Source organism: Paractinoplanes brasiliensis, from assembly GCF_004362215.1.
Classification (GTDB): Bacteria; Actinomycetota; Actinomycetes; order Mycobacteriales; family Micromonosporaceae; genus Actinoplanes; species Actinoplanes brasiliensis.
In genome coordinates this window covers 5,460,846-5,481,721 of record NZ_SNWR01000001.1, presented here as the reverse complement: position 1 = coordinate 5,481,721, position 20,876 = coordinate 5,460,846, and the positions used below count along the sequence as shown (strand labels likewise).

Annotated in this window: 13 protein-coding genes; 6 read left to right on the top strand and 7 right to left on the bottom strand. The window is 71.5% G+C overall.

Annotated elements, in window-relative coordinates; translation table 11 throughout:
- Positions 1-7: 7 nt before the first annotated feature.
- Entirely contained in the window at positions 8-976 is a 969-nt protein-coding gene (locus C8E87_RS24860; RefSeq protein ID WP_203720527.1) for an AraC family transcriptional regulator, read from the top strand.
- A gap of 25 nt (positions 977-1,001) precedes the next feature.
- Here C8E87_RS24860 and C8E87_RS24855 read toward each other — a convergent pair whose 3' ends face one another.
- The gene (locus C8E87_RS24855; protein WP_133875314.1) at positions 1,002-1,835 is read right to left on the bottom strand and encodes an SDR family NAD(P)-dependent oxidoreductase; all 834 of its coding nucleotides are present in this window, start codon (positions 1,833-1,835) and stop codon (positions 1,002-1,004) included.
- Positions 1,836-1,964: 129 nt separating this feature from the next.
- Here C8E87_RS24855 and C8E87_RS24850 point away from each other — a divergent pair, with 129 nt between their 5' ends.
- Both C8E87_RS24850 and C8E87_RS24845 read left to right on the top strand, forming a co-directional pair.
- The gene (locus C8E87_RS24850; RefSeq protein WP_133875313.1) at positions 1,965-2,522 is read left to right on the top strand and encodes a TetR family transcriptional regulator; all 558 of its coding nucleotides are present in this window, start codon (positions 1,965-1,967) and stop codon (positions 2,520-2,522) included.
- Between the two features lie 81 nt (positions 2,523-2,603).
- Complete coding sequence (locus tag C8E87_RS24845; protein WP_166661233.1) at positions 2,604-3,719, top strand: monooxygenase; 1,116 nt, start codon at positions 2,604-2,606, stop codon at positions 3,717-3,719.
- A gap of 98 nt (positions 3,720-3,817) precedes the next feature.
- On the opposite strand, the gene C8E87_RS24840 is transcribed toward C8E87_RS24845, so the two are convergent.
- The 4 genes from C8E87_RS24840 to C8E87_RS24825 all read right to left on the bottom strand — a co-directional run bounded on the left by C8E87_RS24840 (position 3,818) and on the right by C8E87_RS24825 (position 9,700).
- Positions 3,818-6,952: a S8 family serine peptidase gene (locus C8E87_RS24840; protein ID WP_166661232.1), complete on the bottom strand. Its 3,135-nt coding sequence runs from the start codon at positions 6,950-6,952 to the stop codon at positions 3,818-3,820.
- A gap of 121 nt (positions 6,953-7,073) precedes the next feature.
- Positions 7,074-8,261 (bottom strand): XdhC family protein, encoded by a 1,188-nt coding sequence (locus C8E87_RS24835; RefSeq protein ID WP_133875310.1) that lies wholly within the window; start codon positions 8,259-8,261, stop codon positions 7,074-7,076.
- Positions 8,262-8,267: 6 nt separating this feature from the next.
- The gene (locus C8E87_RS24830; RefSeq protein WP_133875309.1) at positions 8,268-9,245 is read right to left on the bottom strand and encodes an FAD binding domain-containing protein; all 978 of its coding nucleotides are present in this window, start codon (positions 9,243-9,245) and stop codon (positions 8,268-8,270) included.
- A complete protein-coding gene (locus C8E87_RS24825; RefSeq protein ID WP_239080039.1) occupies positions 9,245-9,700 on the bottom strand; it encodes a (2Fe-2S)-binding protein in 456 nt (151 codons plus the stop codon). The genes C8E87_RS24830 and C8E87_RS24825 overlap by 1 nt, the downstream gene beginning before the upstream one ends.
- A 387-nt stretch (positions 9,701-10,087) precedes the next feature.
- On the opposite strand from C8E87_RS24825, the gene C8E87_RS24820 reads away from it, so the two are divergent.
- Positions 10,088-10,930: a helix-turn-helix transcriptional regulator gene (locus C8E87_RS24820; protein WP_133875307.1), complete on the top strand. Its 843-nt coding sequence runs from the start codon at positions 10,088-10,090 to the stop codon at positions 10,928-10,930.
- A gap of 141 nt (positions 10,931-11,071) precedes the next feature.
- Here C8E87_RS24820 and C8E87_RS24815 read toward each other — a convergent pair whose 3' ends face one another.
- Positions 11,072-13,309, bottom strand: coding sequence for a xanthine dehydrogenase family protein molybdopterin-binding subunit (locus tag C8E87_RS24815; protein WP_133875306.1), 2,238 nt, complete (start codon positions 13,307-13,309; stop codon positions 11,072-11,074).
- 230 nt (positions 13,310-13,539) lie between these two features.
- Between C8E87_RS24815 and C8E87_RS24810 the strand changes: the two genes are divergently transcribed.
- The gene (locus C8E87_RS24810) at positions 13,540-14,556 is read left to right on the top strand and encodes an NAD(P)H-dependent glycerol-3-phosphate dehydrogenase (protein WP_133875305.1); all 1,017 of its coding nucleotides are present in this window, start codon (positions 13,540-13,542) and stop codon (positions 14,554-14,556) included.
- Positions 14,553-15,347, top strand: coding sequence for a 4'-phosphopantetheinyl transferase family protein (locus tag C8E87_RS24805; RefSeq protein WP_133875304.1), 795 nt, complete (start codon positions 14,553-14,555; stop codon positions 15,345-15,347). The genes C8E87_RS24810 and C8E87_RS24805 overlap by 4 nt, the downstream gene beginning before the upstream one ends.
- On the opposite strand, the gene C8E87_RS24800 is transcribed toward C8E87_RS24805, so the two are convergent.
- Positions 15,329-20,872 carry an ATP-binding protein gene (locus C8E87_RS24800; protein ID WP_133875303.1) on the bottom strand — a complete coding sequence of 1,848 codons (5,544 nt, stop codon included), beginning with the start codon at positions 20,870-20,872 and terminating at the stop codon, positions 15,329-15,331. The genes C8E87_RS24805 and C8E87_RS24800 overlap by 19 nt on opposite strands.
- Positions 20,873-20,876 lie beyond the last annotated feature (4 nt).

Here is a 20,876-nt window from a genome sequence, read left to right as displayed (position 1 = left end):
CCATAATGTGAAGTCCGGGATTCCTTACGGATCGTCCAGCGGGAGGTCACCGCTCGGACCTGGTGACCCCATCGCCGCCGCCATCACTCTGCTGCGGCCCCGCACCGTGGTCGACCCCGGCCTGCACACGGCCGGACCGTGGGCGGTCAGCCTGGACGCCTTCCCGTACCTGAAGCTCGGCGGGGTCGTCCAAGGCGAGTGCTGGCTGGTCCTCGAGGGCAGCGAGCCGGTGCGCCTGCGTACGGGTGACATCTACCTGTTGAACAAGCCGCCACGCTATCTACTGGCCGGCTCACTCGACGCCGAGCCGCGAGCCGCGCAGGCGTTGTGGGACAGCGCCACCGGCGGCGTCGCGCGCATCGGGCCCGAGTCGGACGAGGACACCTACCTGTGCAGCGGTTCGTTCTGGTTCGACGAGACCAACGCTCCGATGCTGCTCGACATCCTGCCGCCGCTGGTCCATGTCAAGGCAACCGACCCGCGCATCCGGATGCTCACCCATCTGACCGATCTGCTCAACAGCGAGGTCCAGAACGACGCCGTCGGCCGGCCGCTCGTGCTCGACCACCTGGTGCAGATCCTGTTCGTCCATGTGCTGCGCGCTCACGCCGAGCAGACCGACCGCCCCGCCGGCTGGCTCGGCGCGCTCAACGACGACGGCATCGGGGCCGCCCTGCGCGCCATGCACGCGGACGTGGCCCACCGCTGGACGCTTCGGGAACTCGCCGGCATCAGCCGCATGTCCCGTTCGGCGTTCGCCGAGGCCTTCAAAGGCCAGGTCGGGACCACGCCGCTGGATTACCTGGTCCAATGGCGGATGAGCCTGGCCCGCGACGCCCTGCGCCGCAACACCCGATCCATCACCGAACTCGCCTTCGCCACCGGCTACGAATCGGAGAGCGCCTTCAGCACCGCGTTCCGGCGCGTCGCGGGACTGTCACCCAAGCAGTTCCGCGACGCGGCGCGGAGCGGGTAAGTCCTGACACCTCCGGCCTCAGTGATCATGTCGCTGCCACGTCCGGCGCGGAGGCCGAAGCGTTGCGCATCGTGTTCGCGGCGGTGAGCAGCACCGCCCGGCGACGGGTGAGGTAACGCGGCACCACGGCGATGGCGTGGTTGAGGTGGCCGGAGATCCGGCTCGGCGGTGGGTCGCGGCGGTCGAGTGTGCGCAACCCGATGTCGACGACCTGGGCGGGTGTCTGTGCGCGACCGGCGTGGACGGCCGGATCATCGGTGTTGATCACGTCGAAGAATTCGCTGGTGGTGACGCCGGGGGCGAGGGCGAGGACCCGGACGCCGCTGCCTCGGGTTTCGGCCCAGAGTGCCTCGGTGAAGCTCAGGACAAAAGCCTTGGCGGCGGAGTACGCGCCCTGCATCGGGATCGAGGAGTAGGCGGCGAGACTCGTGACGTTGAGCAGGTAGCCGGCTTGGCGCTGCAGCATGGCGGGCAGGAAGGCGCGGCTGATGTCCAGCACCGCTGTCGCGTTCAGGGCCACCATCTGACGCAGCTGGGCGGGGTCGGAGTCGGCGAAGCGGGCCCAGAGCCCGGCGCCGGCGTTGTTCACGACGCTTGTGACGGTGATTCCTCGTTCCGCCGTCCGGGCGAGCAACCGTTCGCCGGGGGCGTCAACGGCGAGGTCGGCGGCGATCACCTCCACGCGTACGCGGCGGGTGGTTCGGATCTCGGCGGCAAGCGTTTCGAGGCGATCGACGCGACGGGCGACCAGAACCAGGTCCGAGCCGCGGGCACCGAGTTGACGGGCGAATTCGGCGCCGATTCCCGAGCTGGCGCCAGTGACGAGCACGGTCTCCTGGCTGTGATCCAGCGATGACATGGCTTCTCCTCCTGTGGTCACCTCTTGGCAGTGGACTGCACAAGTGGCAGTCTACTGCCACAAAGGCATAGCTGCTATAACAGGGGGGTGGCACAAGGACCCGATCTCCGTCAACGCACTCGGGAGCGGATGCGCCAGGAGGTCGTCGCGGTCGCCTTACGGCTTTTCGCCGAGCGCGGTTTCGACGCGGTCACGACGACGGAGATCGCGGCCGCCGCTGGAATTTCGCCGCGGTCGTTCTTTCGGTACTTCCCCACAAAGGAGGACGTGGTGTTGTCCTCCCTGCGCGAGGCCGGCGAGCGAGTACGCGAGGCTCTCGCCGCCCGCCCCACGGGCGAGCCGGTATGGGATTCGCTGCGGCTCGCCTTTCATCAGCTCATCGGTGTACCGGGTTCCCCGGCTGGTGACGCCGCGGCGATCGCGGACATCGTCATGACAAGCATGGCGATTCAGTCCAAGAACGCTCAGAAGCGCGAGGACTGGGAGAACATCCTTGTGCCGGAGATCGTCGCGCGCCTGCCGAAGGCTCAGCGCGGCGCGACCGTCACCGCTGAGGACCGCGCACGCGCGGTCCTGGCCGCCGCGCTCGGGTGCGTCGATACAGCCACCCGCGTCTGGCTCCGTGACCGAGACGCTGACCCCTCAGTGATACTCGACGTTCTGATGGGTCAACTTCGCGTCGGTTGATGTTTCCTCGGACCGGCAGGCCCTGGCAGGCCATCTTTGCCGCGCGCAGTCTAGGGTTCCATGAGACGCCTCCTGATCCGTGTGACTGCAGTCGTCGCTTCCCTGTTCGTGGCCGCCGCGTGCACCGGCTCCCCTCCGGACGAGCCGCCGCCTCATGACCACGCGGTGGTCGACGCGGCCACCGCACCGCTTCGCGCCGGTGAGCGATTCGTTCAGCTCTCCACGGCCCAGCCGTTCACCCCGGCCGTAGCCCCCGGCGCCAGTGACGAATACCGTTGCCTGGTCATCGATCCCGAGCTGGCAATGCCGGTGTTCCTGACCGGCGTGCAGTTCCAGCCGCAGAACCCGTCGACAGCCCACCACGCCATCACGTACGCCGTCTCCCCGGAATCCGCCGCGTCGGTACGGACCCGCGATGCGCAGTCACCCGGGCCGGGATGGACGTGCTTCGGCATGGAGGGGGTGATCGGCTCGTCGTGGGTGGACACCTGGACACCCGGCGGCAGGGAAACCCTCTTCGACGACGACCTGGGTTATCCGCTGGAACCGGGCAGCCTGCTCGTCCTCCAGATCCATTACAGTCTGCTCGGCGTCGACGGCGAGCCCTCCGCCGACCGGTCGAGCATCCGGCTCCGGACCACGGACGGCACCCCCCGCACCATCTCGCTGGACACCCTGCCGCTGTCGGCGCCGATCGAGCTGCCGTGCGCACCCGGCGAGTCCGGGGCCCTGTGCAACCGGGACGCCGCGGTGGCTGACGTGAGCCGGCGTTTCGGCCCCGCACTCGGCGGGCGAGCAGACTGGCTGCTGGCTAGGTGCGGCTACGATTCTCCACGCCCCGGCAATACGCACAGCTGCGACTACACAGTCGGAAGCCCCTCAACGGTGCATGCCGCGCGCGGGCACATGCATCTGCTGGGCCGGTCCATCAAGGTCGAGCTGAACCCCGGGACGGCCGGGGCGAGGAGCCTGTTGGACGTGCCGGCGTTCAACTTCGACGACCAGGCGCTGCACGTCCTCCCGGCGCCGGTGGCCCTGCGCCCGGGGGACATCCTGCGAACGACCTGCACCTACGACGCCGGCCTGCGCGCGCAGCTGCCTCAGCTGCGGGACCTGCCGCCCCGCTACGTCGTCTGGGGCGAGGGAACGGCCGACGAGATGTGTGCGCCGCTGCTGACCGTCTCCGCGGCGCGCTGACCATCCTGACCCGCAGGTGGGGACTCGGACCCGCGCCGGCGAGCGAGCCCTCGAGAGGTTGCTCCGCTCGGTCGGCGCGGGTCCGAGACACTGACGGATCAGGCCGGCGGGAGCGCTCGGATCACCGTCTCGGTGACCGTGGTGGCCGAGCCCTTGGCCGTCACCCGCAGCGAGGCGTACCCCGCACCCGAGAGGGCGGCTCGATAGCTGCCGTCACTGTCCTGACGGACCGGGACCGCCGTCCACGTCGACCCGTCGTCGTACGACACGTCGAGGGTCACCGCCCGGGTGCCGGCCGGCGGCGTCAGGTGAACGCCGGCCGCGATCGAGCTCATCCGGACGGTGCCGAGGGACGGCACCACGGCCGGGTCGGTGAACGTCCAGTCCACTGTGGTGGCCGTGGAGGAGCGGAACGCGGCAGCCGGGCGGCTCTGTTCGAGGTGCAGTCGGTAGCTCGCCTTGGCCTGCGGCACGCGCAGGTTGGCCTCACCGGCGACGTCGGAGAACCCCACCTGCTCACCGTCGCGGAACAAGGTGGTGCCGCCGGACACGAGGCCGGTGGCGCCTGGGTGCCCGGCGCTGTCGCAGTTCATCGCCACCCGGATCCGCAGCCGGTCACCGGTCCAGTCGAGGCCCTCCCCGGCCAGGCACGGCGCGATGACCGGTGTGTTGTAGGCCGAGGTGTACTTCCGGCCCGCCTCGTAGCGCCGCGCCTTCCCGGTGATCGCCACGTCCTCGTAGCCGGCCTCCTCGCGAAACTCCTGCAGGCCGGTGCTCCAGGATACGCCGCCGTTGGTGCTGTACGAGCGGGTCGCGGACACGGCAGTGGTGAGCGGGGCGAGCGTCAGCGGAATCCCCGGCAGGTGGACACCCGTGGTCAGGCCGAGCCAGCCGTCGGTGGTCTGGCGACGCATCTCACCGGTCTCGACGGCCAGGTCCCGGGCGGTGACGGCCCCGGTGAAGCCGGTGGGCACGCGACCCTGGAACGGCCAGGCCAGATGGTAGACACCGGCTTCGGAGGTGTACGCCAGCCGGACCACGGAGGTGAGGGCGTCGCCGTTCCCGCCCAGCTGCGCACTCCTCAGCACGCCGCCGTAACTGTTCACCGCGTAGGAGTCCCACCCCGTCGAGGTCCGTACGCCCAAGGCGACCGATCCCGCGTCGAACCGCGCTCCGGCGTCCGGCACCGTGGCCGTCACCGGCTTGGCGAGGCGAGTGTCCACCGTGATGTCGGTGGCGGCGGTGACCGTCACCGAGGGCTGCGTGACGGTGGCGCTGATGTAGGTGCCGTCCGCGGCCTCCGTGAAGTACTGGGTGATGATCGCGTAGCGGCCGCTCGGCACACGCAGAGCCACGTCGGGCGTCCAGGGATAGTGGTACAGGGAGTCGTAGCGGTACGGCGTGTCCAGCCCGATCACCTGCGTGTAGTGCTCGTCGGTGGGCTGCCCGTCGAGCCCGGCCACGTGCAGGTCGAGGTCGACGACGGCCCGCTCGCGAACCACGGCGACCGGGGTGGTGACCACCTGGTCGCCGGCGGTGGCGGTGACCTGGCCGGTGTGGGGGCCGCCGGTCAGTGTGGCCGGGGCAGTGACCCGTGCGGAGGCGGTGCCGCCGGCCGGCACGGTGAGGGTGGTGGTGTTCACGGTGAACGGCGCGGTCACCCGCAGGGCGAGCGTCAGGGGCGCGGTCCCGTAGTTGCGGTAGCTGACGCTCCGGGTGATCGCCCGGCCCGAGGTCTGCAGGCCCAGGCTCAGGCTCGGCGGATCGGCCACCACGGCGGCGCGAACCGCGCGGGCCACGTCGACCCGGCCCGCGCCCTGGGCGTACGCGCCGAGACCCGCGCTGGGCCGGGCGGAGCCCATGAGCGCGGCCTTGAGCTGGCCGGGCGTCCAGTCGGGATGCTTCTGGCTGAGGACAGCGGCGGCGCCGGCGACATGCGGCGCTGCGAACGAGGTGCCGTAGCCCGTGTCGTACGGCCCGGGACCCACGTCACGGCTGACCGCGTGGGTGATGTCGACGCCGGGCGCTGTGATCTCCGGTTTGATGTTCTCGCCGTCGAGGCCCGGCCCGCGGCTGGAGAACTCGGCCAGCCGATCGTCGGAGTCGACGGCCCCGACGCTGAGCGCGGCCGCCGCGTCGGCTGGTGAACCGATGTCGTAGTCGTCGCCGTTGGCCGGGTCGTTGCCGTTGTTCCCGTCGTTGCCGGCGGCCACCACGAACAGCGTGCCGTACTTCTCGGTCATCTCGTCGACCGCGGCCTCGAGCGGGTCGTTGCCCGGGGTGTTCGGGAAGCCGAGGCTCATGTTGACGACCTTGGCGTGCTGGACGCCGGCAGTCCACTCCATGGCGGCGATGACCGAGGACTCGGTGGCGTCGTAGTCGCCCGCTTTCGCCGAGACCAGCCGCACGCCCGGAGCGACACCCCGGTAGCGGCCGTCCGACGCCGCACCCCGGCCGGCCAGGATGGAGGCGACGGCGGTGCCGTGGCCGGCGACGTCGCGCACTTCTGCAACGGGGACGCTGGTGGAGAAGTCGGCCTGCGCCGCCACGACCGGCGCGAGGTCGGGGTGGGTGACGTCGACGCCGGAGTCGATGACCCCGACGGTAACCCCCTCACCGGTCAGGCCCTCCTCCCAGGCCACCGGCGCGCCGATCTGCTGGACGCCGACAGCCGCGGTGAACTTCCCCTTGGCGTCGAGCCAGAGCTTGCCCGCGCCGGTGCGGGCCTTCCAGTCGCGGGCGAGGTTCTTCTTGGGCGTACGTACGGCCGTCGCCCTCAGTCCGGGCAGGGCGCGCACACGGGCGCCGCTCGCGGTCGCACCCCCACCGGCGATCAGCGGAAGGTCGGCGCGGCGGTCGTCGTAGCCGGCCGCGACGAGCCCGGTGACGTCGAACAGGCGGGCGTCGAGCTTGTCGGCCCGCAGCAGCGGCAGCGCGTCGGCCGGGACGACCCGGGTGCGGCCGCCGGCCGTGCTGGTCGCCATGGGGATGCCGGACCGGCCGGGCCCGGGGGTCACGGTGACGGCGTCACCGGCGAGGGTGACCCGGTCGCCAGTGATCAGCGTGACGGTCCGCACCGGCGCGCCGTTCGGCGTGCCGGTCGGCGGGCCGGCGGCGTGGGCCGGGCCACCGGTCACCGGCACGGCCGACATCGCCAGGGCGAGCGCGGCGGTGGCGGCGATCGTTCTTCTTCGTGGTGTCTGCACATCGAGGAAGACGTGGCTCGACCACATTCTGTGCACATTGGAGGAAAAGGTCAGGGATGGAGCAGAAGGGGGCGGCGCCCAGCCTCCGGTCCGGCGAAGCACAGCCGTGATCAGCACGTGCCTCGAGGATGGGCTGGGCCGACCGTCGTCATGTCGGCCGACCCGCGAGGACGTCCACGATGCCGGCATCGTGGCCGAGGTTCGGACCGGGCCGGCGTGCCGCGGATGACGGGTCGCCGTGGTGGATCGCCGCTCCGGTGCGCAACGGCACCCCGGAGCCGCCGTACCGTACGGCGACAATCTCCGCCGCGATGGAGAGCGCGGTCTCCTGCGGTGTCCGGGCGCCCAGGTCCAGTCCGATCGGAGAATGCAGGCGGCTGAGTTCCTCGTCGGTCACACCGGCCTGCCGCAGCCGCACCAGACGGTCCTCGTGGGTGCGCCGCGATCCCATGGCGCCGACGTAGCCGACCGGCAGGCGCAGCGCGGCGGTGAGCAGCGGCACGTCGAACTTCGGATCGTGGGTGAGCACGCAGATGACCGTGCCCGCATCCACCTCCTGCGACTCGAGATAGCGGTGCGGCCAGTCGACGACGACCTCGTCGGCGTGCGGGAATCGGGCGGCGGTCGCGAAGGTCGCCCGGGCGTCGCAGACTGTCACCCGGTAGTCGAGGAACGCGCCGACCCGGGCCAGCGCCGCGGCGTGGTCGATGGCCCCGAAGATGAGCATGCGGGGCGCCGGCACGTTCGTCTCCACCAGCAGGGTCATCGGCTGCCGGCAGTAGCCGTCGGCCGTTCCCAGGTCGACCTCGGCGGTGCGGCCGGCGTGCAGGAGTGCGACGGTGTGCAGCGTCGCCGCCTCGTCGAGCCGCTCGTCGCCGAGGGTTCCCGCGCTGGGCCGGCCGGGCCGCACGACGATGAACCGTCCCACATGGTCGTCCGGGCCCCGGATGATCGTGGCCACTGCGACCGGCTTGCCCTGAGCGGCGTCGGCGAGCGCCGGCCCGAGTTCCGGCTCGGTGCGCGGGTCGTGGTGGCGCAGGATCAGCTCGATCGTGCCGCCGCAGGTGAGGCCCACGCCGAAAGCCTCGTCGTCGCCGTAGCCGAAACGGGCGACCCGCGGCCGTTCGTCACCCGCCATCATCTCCTGGCCGGCCTGGTGGACGACGGAGTCGACGCAACCGCCGGACACGTTGCCCAGCACCGCCCCGTCGGCGTCCACGACCAGGGAGGCGCCCGGTTCCCGCGGAGCGCTGCCGCTCACCTTCGTCACTGTCGCGGCCACGAACGGCGTCCCTTGGTCGAAGCGGCGCAGCAGCTCGCCGGCGAGCTCAAGCACGGAGGCTCACCGCCTCTCCGACAGCTCGACGAGCGCCCGGACCAGCGTGCGTCGCAGCAGAGCGGGCTTGAATTTGTTGTACGCCAGGGTGCGGGCACCGTCCGTGGCATGGCGCGCGGCGGCCTCGAACGTCTCCTCGGTCGCCCGCCGGCCCACCAGCGCCCGCTCGACGGCCGGCAGCCGCCAGGGCTTGGTGGCCACTCCGCCCACGGCGACCCGGGCCTGCTTGATGGTCCGGCCGTCGAGCTCGAGGGCCACGGCCGCCGATGCCAGGGCGAACTCGTACGACTGCCGGTCGCGGATCTTCAGGTAGAGCGATCGCTTCGCCCACGGCCCGGGTGGCACGGTGATCCCGGTGATGAGCTCGCCGGGACGCAACACGTTCTCGATGTGCGGCGTCGTGCCGGGAAGCTCGTAGAAGTTGTCCAGCGGCAGAGTGCGGGCTGCCTGCGCCGAGGCCAGATGCACCTGGGTGCCGAGCGCCACCAGGGCCACGGCCAGATCGCTGGGATGGGTGGCGACGCAGGCGTCGCTGGCACCCAGGACGGCGTGGCCGCGGTTCACCCCGTTCAGGGCCGGACAACCACTGCCGGGCTCTCGCTTGTTGCAGGGCGTGGAGATGTCGCGGAAGTACCCGCACCGCGTTCGCTGGAGGAGGTTGCCGCCGATGCTGGCCATGTTGCGCAGCTGCCCCGAGGCGCTCAGTTCCAGCGCTTGGGCGATCACCGGGTAGGATTCGCGCACAATGCGATGGGCGGCGACGTCGCTCATCGGCTCGAGCGCGCCGATGTGCACCCCGTTGCGGTCCCGCCGGATGCCGCGCAGCGGAAGCCGGTTGATGTCCAGGACGTGAGCAGGGGCCATCACGTTGAGCTTCATCAGGTCGACCAGCGTGGTGCCGCCGGCCAGGTACGCCGTATCCTCGCCGGCGCTCGCGAGGGCGTCACGCACCGACTGCGGCCGGCTGAACGTATAGGCACGCATCAGCGCATCACCTTCTGGGCATCTTTGATCGCTTGGACGATGGACGGGTAGCAGCTGCAACGGCAGATGTTGCCGGACATGCGCTCGCGGATCTCGTCGTCGGAGTGGGCGTGGCCCTCCTCGACCATGGCGACCGCCGACATGATCTGACCGGGTGTGCAGAACCCGCACTGCGTGGCGTCGCGCTCGACAAAAGCCTGCTGCATCGGGTGCAGCCGGTCGCCTCGGGCCAGCCCTTCGATCGTGGTGACCTCGCGTTCGTCAGTCGTGGCGGCCAGCGTCAGGCAGGACAGCACCCGCCGGCCGTCGACGTGCACGGTGCACGCTCCGCACTGGCCGTGGTCGCAACCTTTCTTGGTGCCGGTGAATCCCAGCCTCTCCCGAAGGGTGTCCAGCAGGGTGACCCGCGGATCGACATCCACCGTCTTCAGCTCGCCGTTCACCTTGACGCGCACGGTCACCGTTTCTGCCTCGGCCGCGCTGGGCGCACTCGTCGCCTGCGCCACCCCGGCGGCCAACGGCGCCGCCACCGCGACGGCGACGGTGCCGCCCAGCACGGTCCTGCGGGACACGCCCGAGGGGGCTTCGGTCTGGTCATCTGCTGGATTCATGGCTCTCCCCGGTGGGCCGGAAAACGCCGGGACAGTCACGGCGGTCGACCGGCTCGATTTCGGTCCACTCTGAAGATCGGCGCCGATGCGTGCCAGGACCTGCCGATCCCAGGCTGAAGGCTCCGAGGCCGCCGCTATCCGTTATGAACCGGTTTAAAGGGGGCTCGGCAATCCGTGGATCACCGGCGACCTGGACGGTAAAAAGGGTGGAAGACCGAGAAAGGGCAGCACATGGGGATTGATCGAACCGGCTTGGCAGAGTTCCTCCGCCGAAGGCGGCAGGCTCTGCAACCGGAGGACGTCGGTCTCCCGCGCGGCCCCCGCCGCCGGACCGACGGGCTTCGACGCGAGGAGGCGGCCGCCCTCTGTCACATGTCGGCCGACTATTACTCACGGCTCGAGCGCGAGCGCGGACCGCACCCGTCCGAGCAGATGATCGCCTCGATCGCTCAGGGACTTCACCTCTCGCTCGACGAGCGGGACCACCTGTTCCGGCTCGCCGGCCGCCAGCCCCCGCCGCGGGGCGCCACCAGCGACTACATCAGCCCGGGCCTGCTGCGGGTCCTCGACCGCCTCGACGACACCCCCGCGGAGATCGTCACCGAGCTCGGCGAGACGCTCCGGCAGAACACCCTCGGCGTAGCGCTGACCGGTGACCTGATGAGCTACACGGGCCCGGCCCGCAGCATCGGCTACCGGTGGTTCACCGATCCGGCCGCCCGCGACCGGTACGCCCCCGAGTGCCACGAATTCCTGTCCCGCCTGTTCGCCTCGGGCGCACGGGAAGCCGCGACGATGCGCGGACCGAGTTCCCGGGCGGCCAAGCTGGCCGAGATGTTGCTCGAGAGAAGCGAGGAGTTCCGTGTGCTGTGGGACCGGCACGAGGTCGGCCTTCGCCCCGACGACGGCAAGACGTTCGTACACCCCGAGCTGGGCCGGATGGAACTGCACTGTCAGACCCTGATCGATCCGGGCCAGTCCCACTACCTGCACGTCTACACGGCCTCCCCGGGGACGCACGCGTACGAGAAGCTGCAGCGGCTGGCCGAGCTCAGCACGCAGCCCGTGCACTGACGGGGAGGCTTACTGGTGATCCCGCCGGCGGCAGCCGCTGCGAGCCGACGCCACCGATGACGACCCGCCGATCCACCTTCGGCGCGAAGCAGAAAGTGCGCGGCGCCGGAAAGGCGCCGCGCACTTCTCTTTGATTCCGCGTTATTGCAGCAGTTTGTCGAGGGTGATGGGGGTTTCGTGCACCCGGATGCCGGTGGCGTTGAAGACGGCGTTGCCGATCGCGGCGGCCGCGCCGACCGTGCCCAGCTCGCCGAGGCCCCGGGCGCCCAGGCCACCGATCTGCGGGTCGGGGCGGTCGAGCCAGTGCACGTCGATCTCGGGGATGTCGGCGTTGACCGGGACCATGTAATCGGCCATGTTCGAGGCGGCCAGGCGCCCGGTCGCCACCTCGAGCCTGTTCTCCTCCAGCAGGCCGTGGCCGATGCCCCAGATGACGCCGCCGATCAGCTGGCTGCGGGCGGTCTGGGCGTTGACCACCCGGCCGACGTCGACGACGGTCGTCCAGCGCGCGACCCGCGGCTCGCCGGTGAAGCGGTTGACCCGCACCTCACAGAAGTGGGCGCCGAAGCTGTGCCACGAGTACCGGCCGACGATCTCCGGGTCGTGCTGCACATTCACGGTGGCTTGGACACTACTGCGGCCGACGGTGCTCAGGAGGCGTCCGAAGGTCATCGAGCGACCGCCCCCGCTCAGCTTGCCGTCGCGGTAGGTCAGGCTCTTGGGGTCGGCTCCGTGCCACGGCGACTTCGACTCGCTCACAGCGAGCTTCTTGAGCTCCTCGATCACGGCCGCCGCCGCATCCTGGATCGCCGGCACCGTGCTCTGCGTGGCCCCGGACGCCGCGGCGGTCGCGCCCGGGGGCAGCGCCGAGTCGCCGACGCTGGGTGTCACCTTGCGTACGGGTATGCCGAGGCTGTCGGCGCCGACGATCGCGAGGACGGTCAGCGAGCCGGTGCCCATGTCGCTGGTGCCGCTGGCTACGGCGGCGGTGTCGTCGCGGAGCAGTTCGACGCGGGCGCTGGCCGCCTGCCGGGCGACCGGATAGATGGCCGTGGCCATGCCCATGCCGACCAGCCACTCGCCCTCGACGCGGCTGCGCGGCTTGGCCCGGCGCGCGGACCAGCCGAAGCGACGGGCGCCGACGCGGTAGCATTCGTCGAGGTGCTTGCTCGACCACGGCCGGCCGTCCTCCGGCCCCACGGTGGCGTAGTTGCGCAGCCGCAACTCGACTGGATCCACGCCGGTGGCCACCGCCAGCTCGTCCATCGCGGTCTCGATCGCGAAGGCCCCCGGGGCCTCGTTGGGTCCACGCATCGCCCAGGTGGGCGGCATGTCGAGCTCGACAAATCTCTGAGCGACATGCAGATTCGGCGTCTTGTACAACGAGTCCGACACCTCCCGGGCGGGGAGCAGCGGCCACCCGCCCACCGCGGGCCTCTCGGCGTCGCAGTCATGGCTCACCACCGTCAGGACACCCGAGCGGGACGCACCCAGCTTCACCGTCTGGTTGACGTGACCCCGGTGGCCCACCATGGTGAACACCTGCTCCCGGGCCATGACAAGCTTGACCGGCCGGCCCAGCTTCCGAGCCGCTCCCGCGGCGAGGATGGCGTCGTTCCACGACATCACCCTGCTGCCGAACCCACCGCCCGTGTAGGTGCACACGATCCGCGTGTTGGCCGGCGGCAGACCGAGTCGTCCCGCGAGCAGCAGCTGCGCCGCGACGGGCGACTGAGATCCGGTGTAGATGGTCACCCGCTCCTTGCCCTCCCACGTGACGACGGCGGCGTGCGGCTCCATCGCCACGTGGTGCTGAACCGGCTGGTGGAACGAGGACTCGATGACGACCTCGCTGGCCGCCAGGGCCGCGTCGATCGAGGCGACACCGGGAGCCAGCTTCGTGAAGCTGAACGGGGGGAAACCGGGGATGGAGGCCGGAACACCCGGGCTGTTGTCCTCCATGGACAGCCGCGCCGGCGTCGTCTCGTACGTCGTGGTGATCAGCCCGGCGGCGTCGCGGGCCTGCTCGAAGGTCTCGGCCACCACCACGGCGATCGCCTGCCCGCGATAGCGGATCTCCCAGTCCTCCAACGGGGGGTAGTTCTCGACGTGCCCCAGCGGGGGCGTCATCGACGGCATGGTCAGCCCCAGGTTCCGGTTGTTGGCCTTGTCCGGGTTGTAGACGTCGAGCACTCCGGGGGCGCCGAGCGCGGCGGAGATGTCCATCTCCTTGATCCGGCCGCGCGGGACGGTGCTGGTGACGACATAGGCGTACGCCAGATTCTCGAACTTGTGATCGGCCGCGTAGGTGGCCTGTCCGGTGACCTTCTTGCGGCCGTCAACGCGGTCGATCTCGCGTCCGACTGGTGACACGGCCATCGTGACTCCTGACTGTTGGAAAGGGATCGGCTCACGCGTGACGTCCACTCTCGCCTCGGGAGCGGACTCGTTACCAGGACCCGCTGATCCGAGGATGCGGCCGGAGGGCGGATCGGCAGGCCGTGGCTGAGCCGGCCGCGCGTATCAGGGACCTTCGGCAGTTGACCGGCCGCAGGCGGCGAAGAAGACTGGATGCGTATCCAATGCTGGCCGCGGGAGGTGGCCACCTGATGAGTGCGCGCAAACCCAGGGTCACGGTGCTCGGCGGGGGCACGTGGGGCACGACGGTGGCGTCCATCGCGGCCCGCCGGACCGACACCCTGCTCTGGGCGCGTGACCCGCGGATCGCGGAGGCGGTCAACCGGACGCACCAGAACCCGCGCTACCTCGCCGGCTTCGACCTCGCCCAGGGCCTGCGCGCCACCACCGACCTGGTCGGAGCCGTCGAACGGGCCGACGTCCTCATCGCCGGGGTTCCGGCGCAGTACCTGCGGGCGGTGCTGGAGCGGTCGGTGGACCACGTCCGGCCGTTCATCCCGATCGTGAGCCTGGTGAAAGGTCTGGAGCAGGGTTCGCGCAAGCGGATGACCGAGGTGATCGGCGAGGTGCTGCCCGGGAACCCGGCCGGCGTGCTGTCCGGGCCGAACATCGCCCGGGAGGTGGTGCAGGGCTACTCGGCGGCGGCCACTCTGGCGATGCCCGACCACCACAGTGCGCAAATGTTGCAGGGCGTGGTCAACACCTCCCGCTACCGGGTGTACACCAGCGAGGACGTCGTGGGTGTGGAGATCGCCGGCGCGCTCAAGAACGTGTTCGCGCTCGCCGTGGGCTTCGGTGACGGGCTGGGCGCCGGTGACAACACCCGGGCCATGGTGATCACCCGGTCGCTGCACGAGCTGACCAGGCTCGGGGTGGCGCTGGGCGGACGGGCCGAGACGTTCGCCGGCCTGGCCGGGATGGGCGATCTCCTGGTGACCTGCATCAGCCCCCACAGCCGCAACCGGTACGTGGGATTCGAACTCGGGCGCGGCCGGCCGCTGGAGGAGATCCTCGCCTCGATGAACCAGGTCGCGGAGGGTGTACGAACCACGGCCGCGGTGATGAAGCTGGCTGCCGAGCGGGGTATCGACATGCCGATCGCCCGTGAGGTCGACGCCGTGCTCAACCATCGGCAGCCGGTCGAGAAGACCTACCGCGGGCTGCTGCGGGCCACGCCCGGCCACGAGGTGTACGGGGAGGGCTGGTGACGGGCGGCGCCGCGGAGATCCGGGCGGCCGCCGCGAACGCCGTGACCGGCGACTACCGGCCACTGTGGATGGCTCGGGGCGAGGCGGCCGTGCCGGGCGGGACGCGGTGGCTGTCCGGCGCCGAGGCCCGCCGCTCTGCCGCGCTGGCCTACCCGAAGCGGCGGACCGAATATCTGCTCCGCCGGTTGGCCGTCAAACACACGGTGGCCGCCGTCACCGGGCACCCGGCCGAGCCGACCGGACTGGCCGCCATCGAGGTGCCGAACGCGCCGGACGGAGCACCGTACGTGCTGGTCGACGGGGTGCGGGTGGCGTTCGACGCGTCGGTGACCGACCGGGCCGGCTGGGCGGTTTGCGTCCTCGGGCGGCGGGTCGGCTGCGATCTGGAGCTGGTGGAGCCCCGCAGCCCCGCGTTCGTCCGGGACTTCCTGACCGCCGCCGAACAGCGCTTCGTCGCCGGGTGCCGCCCCGGCCGCGACCGGGACACCGCCGCCAACCTGATCTGGTCAGCGAAGGAGAGCGCGCTCAAGGTGCTCCGCAGTGGGCTGCGCCGCGACACCCGCAGCGTGCAGGTGGACGTCCGGGCCGCCGGTCCGGACGGCTGGGGACAGCTGTCGGTACGCCAGGCAGCCGGCCCGCCGATCACCGGATGGTGGCGCCGGGAGGGCGCGTACCTGCTGACGGTGGCCACCGGGGCGCCGACCCTCCCGCCGATCGCGTTGGAGTGCCCGGGCCCGCTGGCGACCGCGACGCCCCTGCACTCCTGGCTCGATCACCCGGCGCCGCGGTGAGCGGCCATCCCCCGCTCCAGCGCGTCGATCAGGTCCGGTCGTAGTCGTTCGGCACTGATGATCCGGTCGACCGAGCCCACCGCCATCGCCCGTTGCACCGTGTGGATCCGGTCGAACTCCTCGGCCACCTCGCCCAGCTTCGCCGCCCGTACCGTTGCGGTGATCTCGGCCAGCCGGGCCCGCAAGGTGCCCACGGCGGGTTCGGCAGCGTGGAGCAGCCGCTCGGCCGCCTCCCGGACGCGCGGGTCACGGTCGGTGCGGGCCCGCACCTCGCGCGCGAAGACGGTGGCCGCGGCGGGTGCTCCGCCGATCACCGACGCGAACGAGCCCTCCACGGCGACCATCTCGAGCTGGTCGTTGAGCACCTTGGAGAAGACCACGAACGCGCCGCCGTGGTAGCGGGAGACCACCACGAAGACAATCGGGCCGCGGAAGTTGGTCATCGCCCGGCCGATCTCGGCGCCGTACTCCAGCTGCCATCGGCGCATCGACTCCGGGGAGCCGTCGAAGCCGGACAGGTTCGCCAGCACCACCAGCGGCCGGTTGCCGCTGGCGGCGTTCACGGCCCGGGCCAGCTTGCGCGACGACTGCGGGAACAGCGTGCCGGACGTCCAGGCCGACGGGCCGTTCGCCGGCACGAACCCGTGCCGGGTCACCGTGTGTGACTCCACCCCGAGCAGGCAGACCGGGATGCCGCCGACCCGGGCGTCCCAGACGATCGCGATCTCCGCGCCCCGCCAGTAGGCCCAGCGTTCCAGCGGCACGGCGTCGGCGTCGGCCACGGCCCGCATCACCGAGCGCATGTCGAACGGTTTCTTGCGGTCGGCGTTGCGCGTGGCGGAGAACACGTCACCGACCGAGACGAGGTCGGTGCCGGGCACGGCGGCGTGCGGCGCGGTGCGGACGTCGCGGGCGGCCGGGTCGGTGGTCCGGTGCCGGCGCGGGAAGGTCTCACCGGGCACCACGTACGTGTGCTCGTAGTGGCGCAGCAGGATGTCGCAGGCGCCACCGAGGTCAGCGGCCCAGTACTGCGCCTGCCCGTTCAGACCCATGACCCGGTCGAAGCCGCCGATACCGAAGTTGTCCTCGGCCGACACCCCGCCGGAGAAGTCCAGCGCCTGTTTGCCGGTCAGGACCATGGCGCTCGCCGGCGTCATCACGAGGATGCCTCGGGTGTGCATGAGCATCGTCGCCTCGGCGTTCCAGTACGGTTGCGCGCCCACGTTGATCCCGGTGACGACGACGTTCACCTCCCCGCCGGCCTGGGTGAACTCGATCAGCCGGCGCAGCACGGCGGCGATCCAGTCCATGTTCTCGGTGCCGCTGTCCATGGCGATCTTCGCGCCCGAGGAGAGGGCGAACCACTCCACCGGCACGTGCATCCGCTCGGCCAGGTCCAGCGCGGCGATCACCCGCCGGCACTCCGGCTCGGCGAGGTTGCCCAGCCCACGGGTCGGGTCGCCGAGCAACGCCACCCGTGCCATCCCTTCGGGCACCGTCTCGGTGTCGTTGCTGAGCACCCCGACCACGATGTTCGCGGTGTTCCGCCCGTACGGACGGGACACCTCGGCGAGGTCGCCGTGCTCGTCCAAGTCGTACTCGGTGAACCGGCCGACCGGGAACCGGGCGACGGCGCCGGGCGGCGGGGTGAGCAGCCGCACGATCTCGTAAGGGTAGGGCGCCCCGAACCGCCGGGCCCGCAGCACCTTCTGCCGGTACGGGGTCAGTGGCCGGATCGGCTCCGCACCCGGCGGCCGCTCGCGTACCGTCACCCCGGTCTCCCAGCCCTCGACGTGCAGCACCGTGTCCGTGGCATCCGGCCTGCGCACCCGCAGCACCACCTTCTCCAGGCCGGCGCCGGCGGCCAGCGGCGCCAGCGAGCCGACCAGCTCCGTCCAGGCGGCCGGCGTCAGGTCCCAGGGTGGCCGGACGTAGAGCACGATCCGGTTGGCCGCGGGCGGGTCGTCGGCGGGGAATCCGGGGAGCGCCTCCCGGATGCCGGCCAGCGCCTGCAGCCCCAGCCGCTCCAGGTTCGGGTAACGCAGGTTGTCGTCCGCGTCCCGGGTGGGCTGCAGGTCGCGCACCTCGGCCAGGGCGAACAGGCGGTGATCCTTGGGATTGTCGTGGGCGATGCCGTGGAACAGGTACACGTCCTCGGCCGAGCGCAGCCGTTCGAGCCGGAAGTTCCGCAGTCGCCACAGGTCCAGCCGCTTGGCGAGCATCGGGTGCAGGTTGCGGTAGACGCGGTCCTCGACGAACTCGCCGCGGCGCTGGCGGTAGGTGACGTGGTGAGTGCGGAACCGTTCCGGTGCCGAGCCCTCCACGGTGGTGACGGTCACGTCCAGGCGCCGCAGCCGGCGGCCGAAGTCGCAGGCCGGCAGCATTTTGCCGAGTTCCACCAGCACGTCCTCGACGTCGGCCGGTTCACCGTGCCGCCAGGTGGCCAAGTCGACCACGACCTCACCGGCAGTGCCGGGCGTACGCAGGTGTGCGGCGACGGCCCGGGACAACCGGGGCAGTTCGCCCAGCGGCGCGTACGCCGTCACGACGCGGATCTCCGCCCCGTCGTGGTGGTAGACGGCCGAGCACAGCTGCCAGCCGTCGACCTCGGAGACGTGCAGGCCGGTCAGCGTACGGATGCGGTAGAAGCGCCGGGTGTAGACCTCGATCAGCGTCCGGCGGACGGCGGGGTTGGTGGTGCCGCGCCAGCGGCGCAGGAGCGTGCCGCGCAGCGGCTGCCGGCAGGCCACCAGCCGCTCGATGCGCGCAGCGTGCTCCGGAGCCGGTCCGGTGCCGAACGCGTCGAGGTCCGCCTCCACCCTGGCGTACTCCTCGGCGACGACCGCGTCCAGGACGGGTTCGTCGAGGTAGTGGTAGCGGACGTCGCGGGCCAGGTCGGCGATGACCGGTTGGCAGCCCTGTACCGCGGCGGCGAACCGGTCGAGGCGGGCGCGGGTGCCGGCGTCGGCCAGGCGGGCGAGTTCGGCGTGGTGTCGCAGGCGCCGTTCCAGGATGTTCGTGACCACCGGCGCCAAATCGTCGAGCCGGCGGAAGGAGCGGAACATCCACAGCACCGCCTCCTCCAGCTCCGCGGTGCGGTCGAGGCCGGAGATGCCGTAGCGGCGCAACGCCCGTTCCAGGCGACGGCGGTACGCGTCCGGCAGTCCCGCCCGATCGGCGTCGAGCCACTGCAGGTACGACAGCAGGTACTCCTGGGTGCTGCCGTTCACGCCGGCGTCGTCCGGGTCGGCCGGGCCGCGCGGCCGGTACAGCGAGCCGACGTCGGCGAACAGGTCGAGCAGGCTGTCCTCGCAGCGCCGCAGACCCGGGTCGGCCGGCGGCACGGTCTCACCGAGACGCCGCTGGCGGGTCATCATCGCCCGCGCCGAGCCCGGGTCGAGGTCGAAGCCGAGCAGGTACCCGCGCAGCGCGGAGTACACCCGCTCGCACGGCGGGGTGCCCGGCGGTGGCGCGGCGACCAGCCCGGTGAACGTCAGCAGGGAGCCGACCGGAGTGGACCGGGTACCGGTCGGCCGGATCCGCATGATCGCTGCCCCCGCCTCCACCTGCGCGTTCTCGGCCGCCTCGACGGAGGCGACCACGCCGTCGAGCGGCGCGGTGACGGTGGACTCCATCTTCATGCTCTCGAGCACCGCCAGCGGCTGCCCCGCTGTCACCGCGTCATCCTGGGCGACCAGCACCGACACCAGGAACGCCGGTCCGGGACTGCGGACCACGCCGCCGTCGTCCCGGGAGAACTCGTGAGACCTGCCGTCGACGTCCACCCGGATCGTGGCGCCCTCGACGACCGCCACCGTCCGGTACGAACGGTCACCGACGCGTACCCGGCCCTGCGCGCCGTCGCGCCGTTCCACGGTCAGATCGGCGTCCCCGGTTGCGGCTGAGGTGATCCGGTACGTGTGCCGGTCGGTCCGGTACACCCGCAGGTCGTAGTGCTGACGCCGGTAGGCCAGCTGGCAGCGGTGGCCCACCTCGGTGGTTGACTGCGCGCCGCCGCGCCGCGCCCGGGCGTGGAACGCGGCCTGCTCGGCGGCCTGGTCGAGGTCGTAGGACGTCACGGCGGCCACCAGCAGGGCGACCGGGTCCGGGGCGGGCAGATGCTCACCCGCAGCGGTCAGCCGGTCCAGCCACTGGTTGTCGAACCGGCCGGCGGCCACCTCCGGCCTGCCCAGCAGACCGATCAGGAAGGACCGGTTGGTGGTGCCGCCGTCGATCACCACCGTGGTGTCGTCCAGCGCCCGCCGCAGCCGGGCCAGGGCCTCCTCGCGGTTCTGTCCCCACGCCACGATCTTCGCGATCATCGAGTCGAAGTCCGGCGGGATCCGGTCGCCCTCGCGGAACCCGGAGTCGACGCGGACACCGGTGCCGCCGGGCAGGACCAGAGCGGCCAACCGGCCCGGCGCGGGCACGAAGCCGTTCTGCGGGTCCTCCGCGCACAGCCGGGCCTCGACCGCGTGGCCACGCACCGACGGCGGCGCACCGGTCAGCCGGCCACCGGTTGCCACATGCAGCTGGAGTTTCACCAGGTCCAGCCCGGTGGTCATCTCGGTCACCGGGTGCTCGACCTGCAGCCGGGCGTTCGCCTCAAGGAACAGGAACCGCCCGGTGTCCGGGTCGACGAGGAACTCGACCGTTCCGGCATTGCGGTAGCCGGCCGCCGCGGCGACCCGGACCGCCGCGTCGCGTATGGCGTGCTCCGCCGCGGCGTCCAGCACCGTCGACGTGGACTCCTCGATCACCTTCTGGTGGCGGCGTTGCAGGGTGCAGTCGCGTACCCCGACCGCCCAGGTGGTGCCCTGGCCGTCGGCGATCACCTGCACCTCGATGTGCCGGGCGCTGGGTATCAGCTTCTCCAGGAAGAGCGTCGGGTCGCCGAAGGCGGACTGCGCCTCGTCCCGCGCCGACGTGAACGCGGCGGGGAGGTCGCCGGCCGCGTGCACGATCCGGATACCCCGCCCGCCGCCGCCGGCCGCCGCCTTCAGCACCAGCGAGTAGCCGATCCGCTCGGCGTGCACACCGGCCCGGGACAGGTCGTCCACCGGCCCGTCGCTCCACGGCACGACGGGCACCCCGGCCCGCTGTGCCATCTCTTTGGCGGCCACCTTGTCGCCCAGCAGCCGGATGGTGGCGCTGTCCGGGCCGACAAAGACGATCCCGGCCTGTTCGCAGCGCTGCGCGAAAGACGCCCGCTCGGACAGGAATCCCCACCCGACCCACACCGCGTCCACGCCGGCGCGCAGCAGCGCGCCGAGCACCACCGACTCGTCGACGTACCGGGACCGGCGGACCCCGGTGACCGGGTCGGCGACGGTCGGCGGACCGAGCGACACCGCCTCGTCGGCCTCCCGGACGAACCAGGCGTCGGCGTCCGGCTCGGTGTACAGGACCACCGTGGTGATCGGCCGCCGGCCGCCGGTCTGGTTCAACTCGTGCACGGCGGTCAGCGCGCGGATCGCCGGTTCGCCGCGGTTGGCGATGGCCAACCGCTGGATCGTACGGGGCATGCTG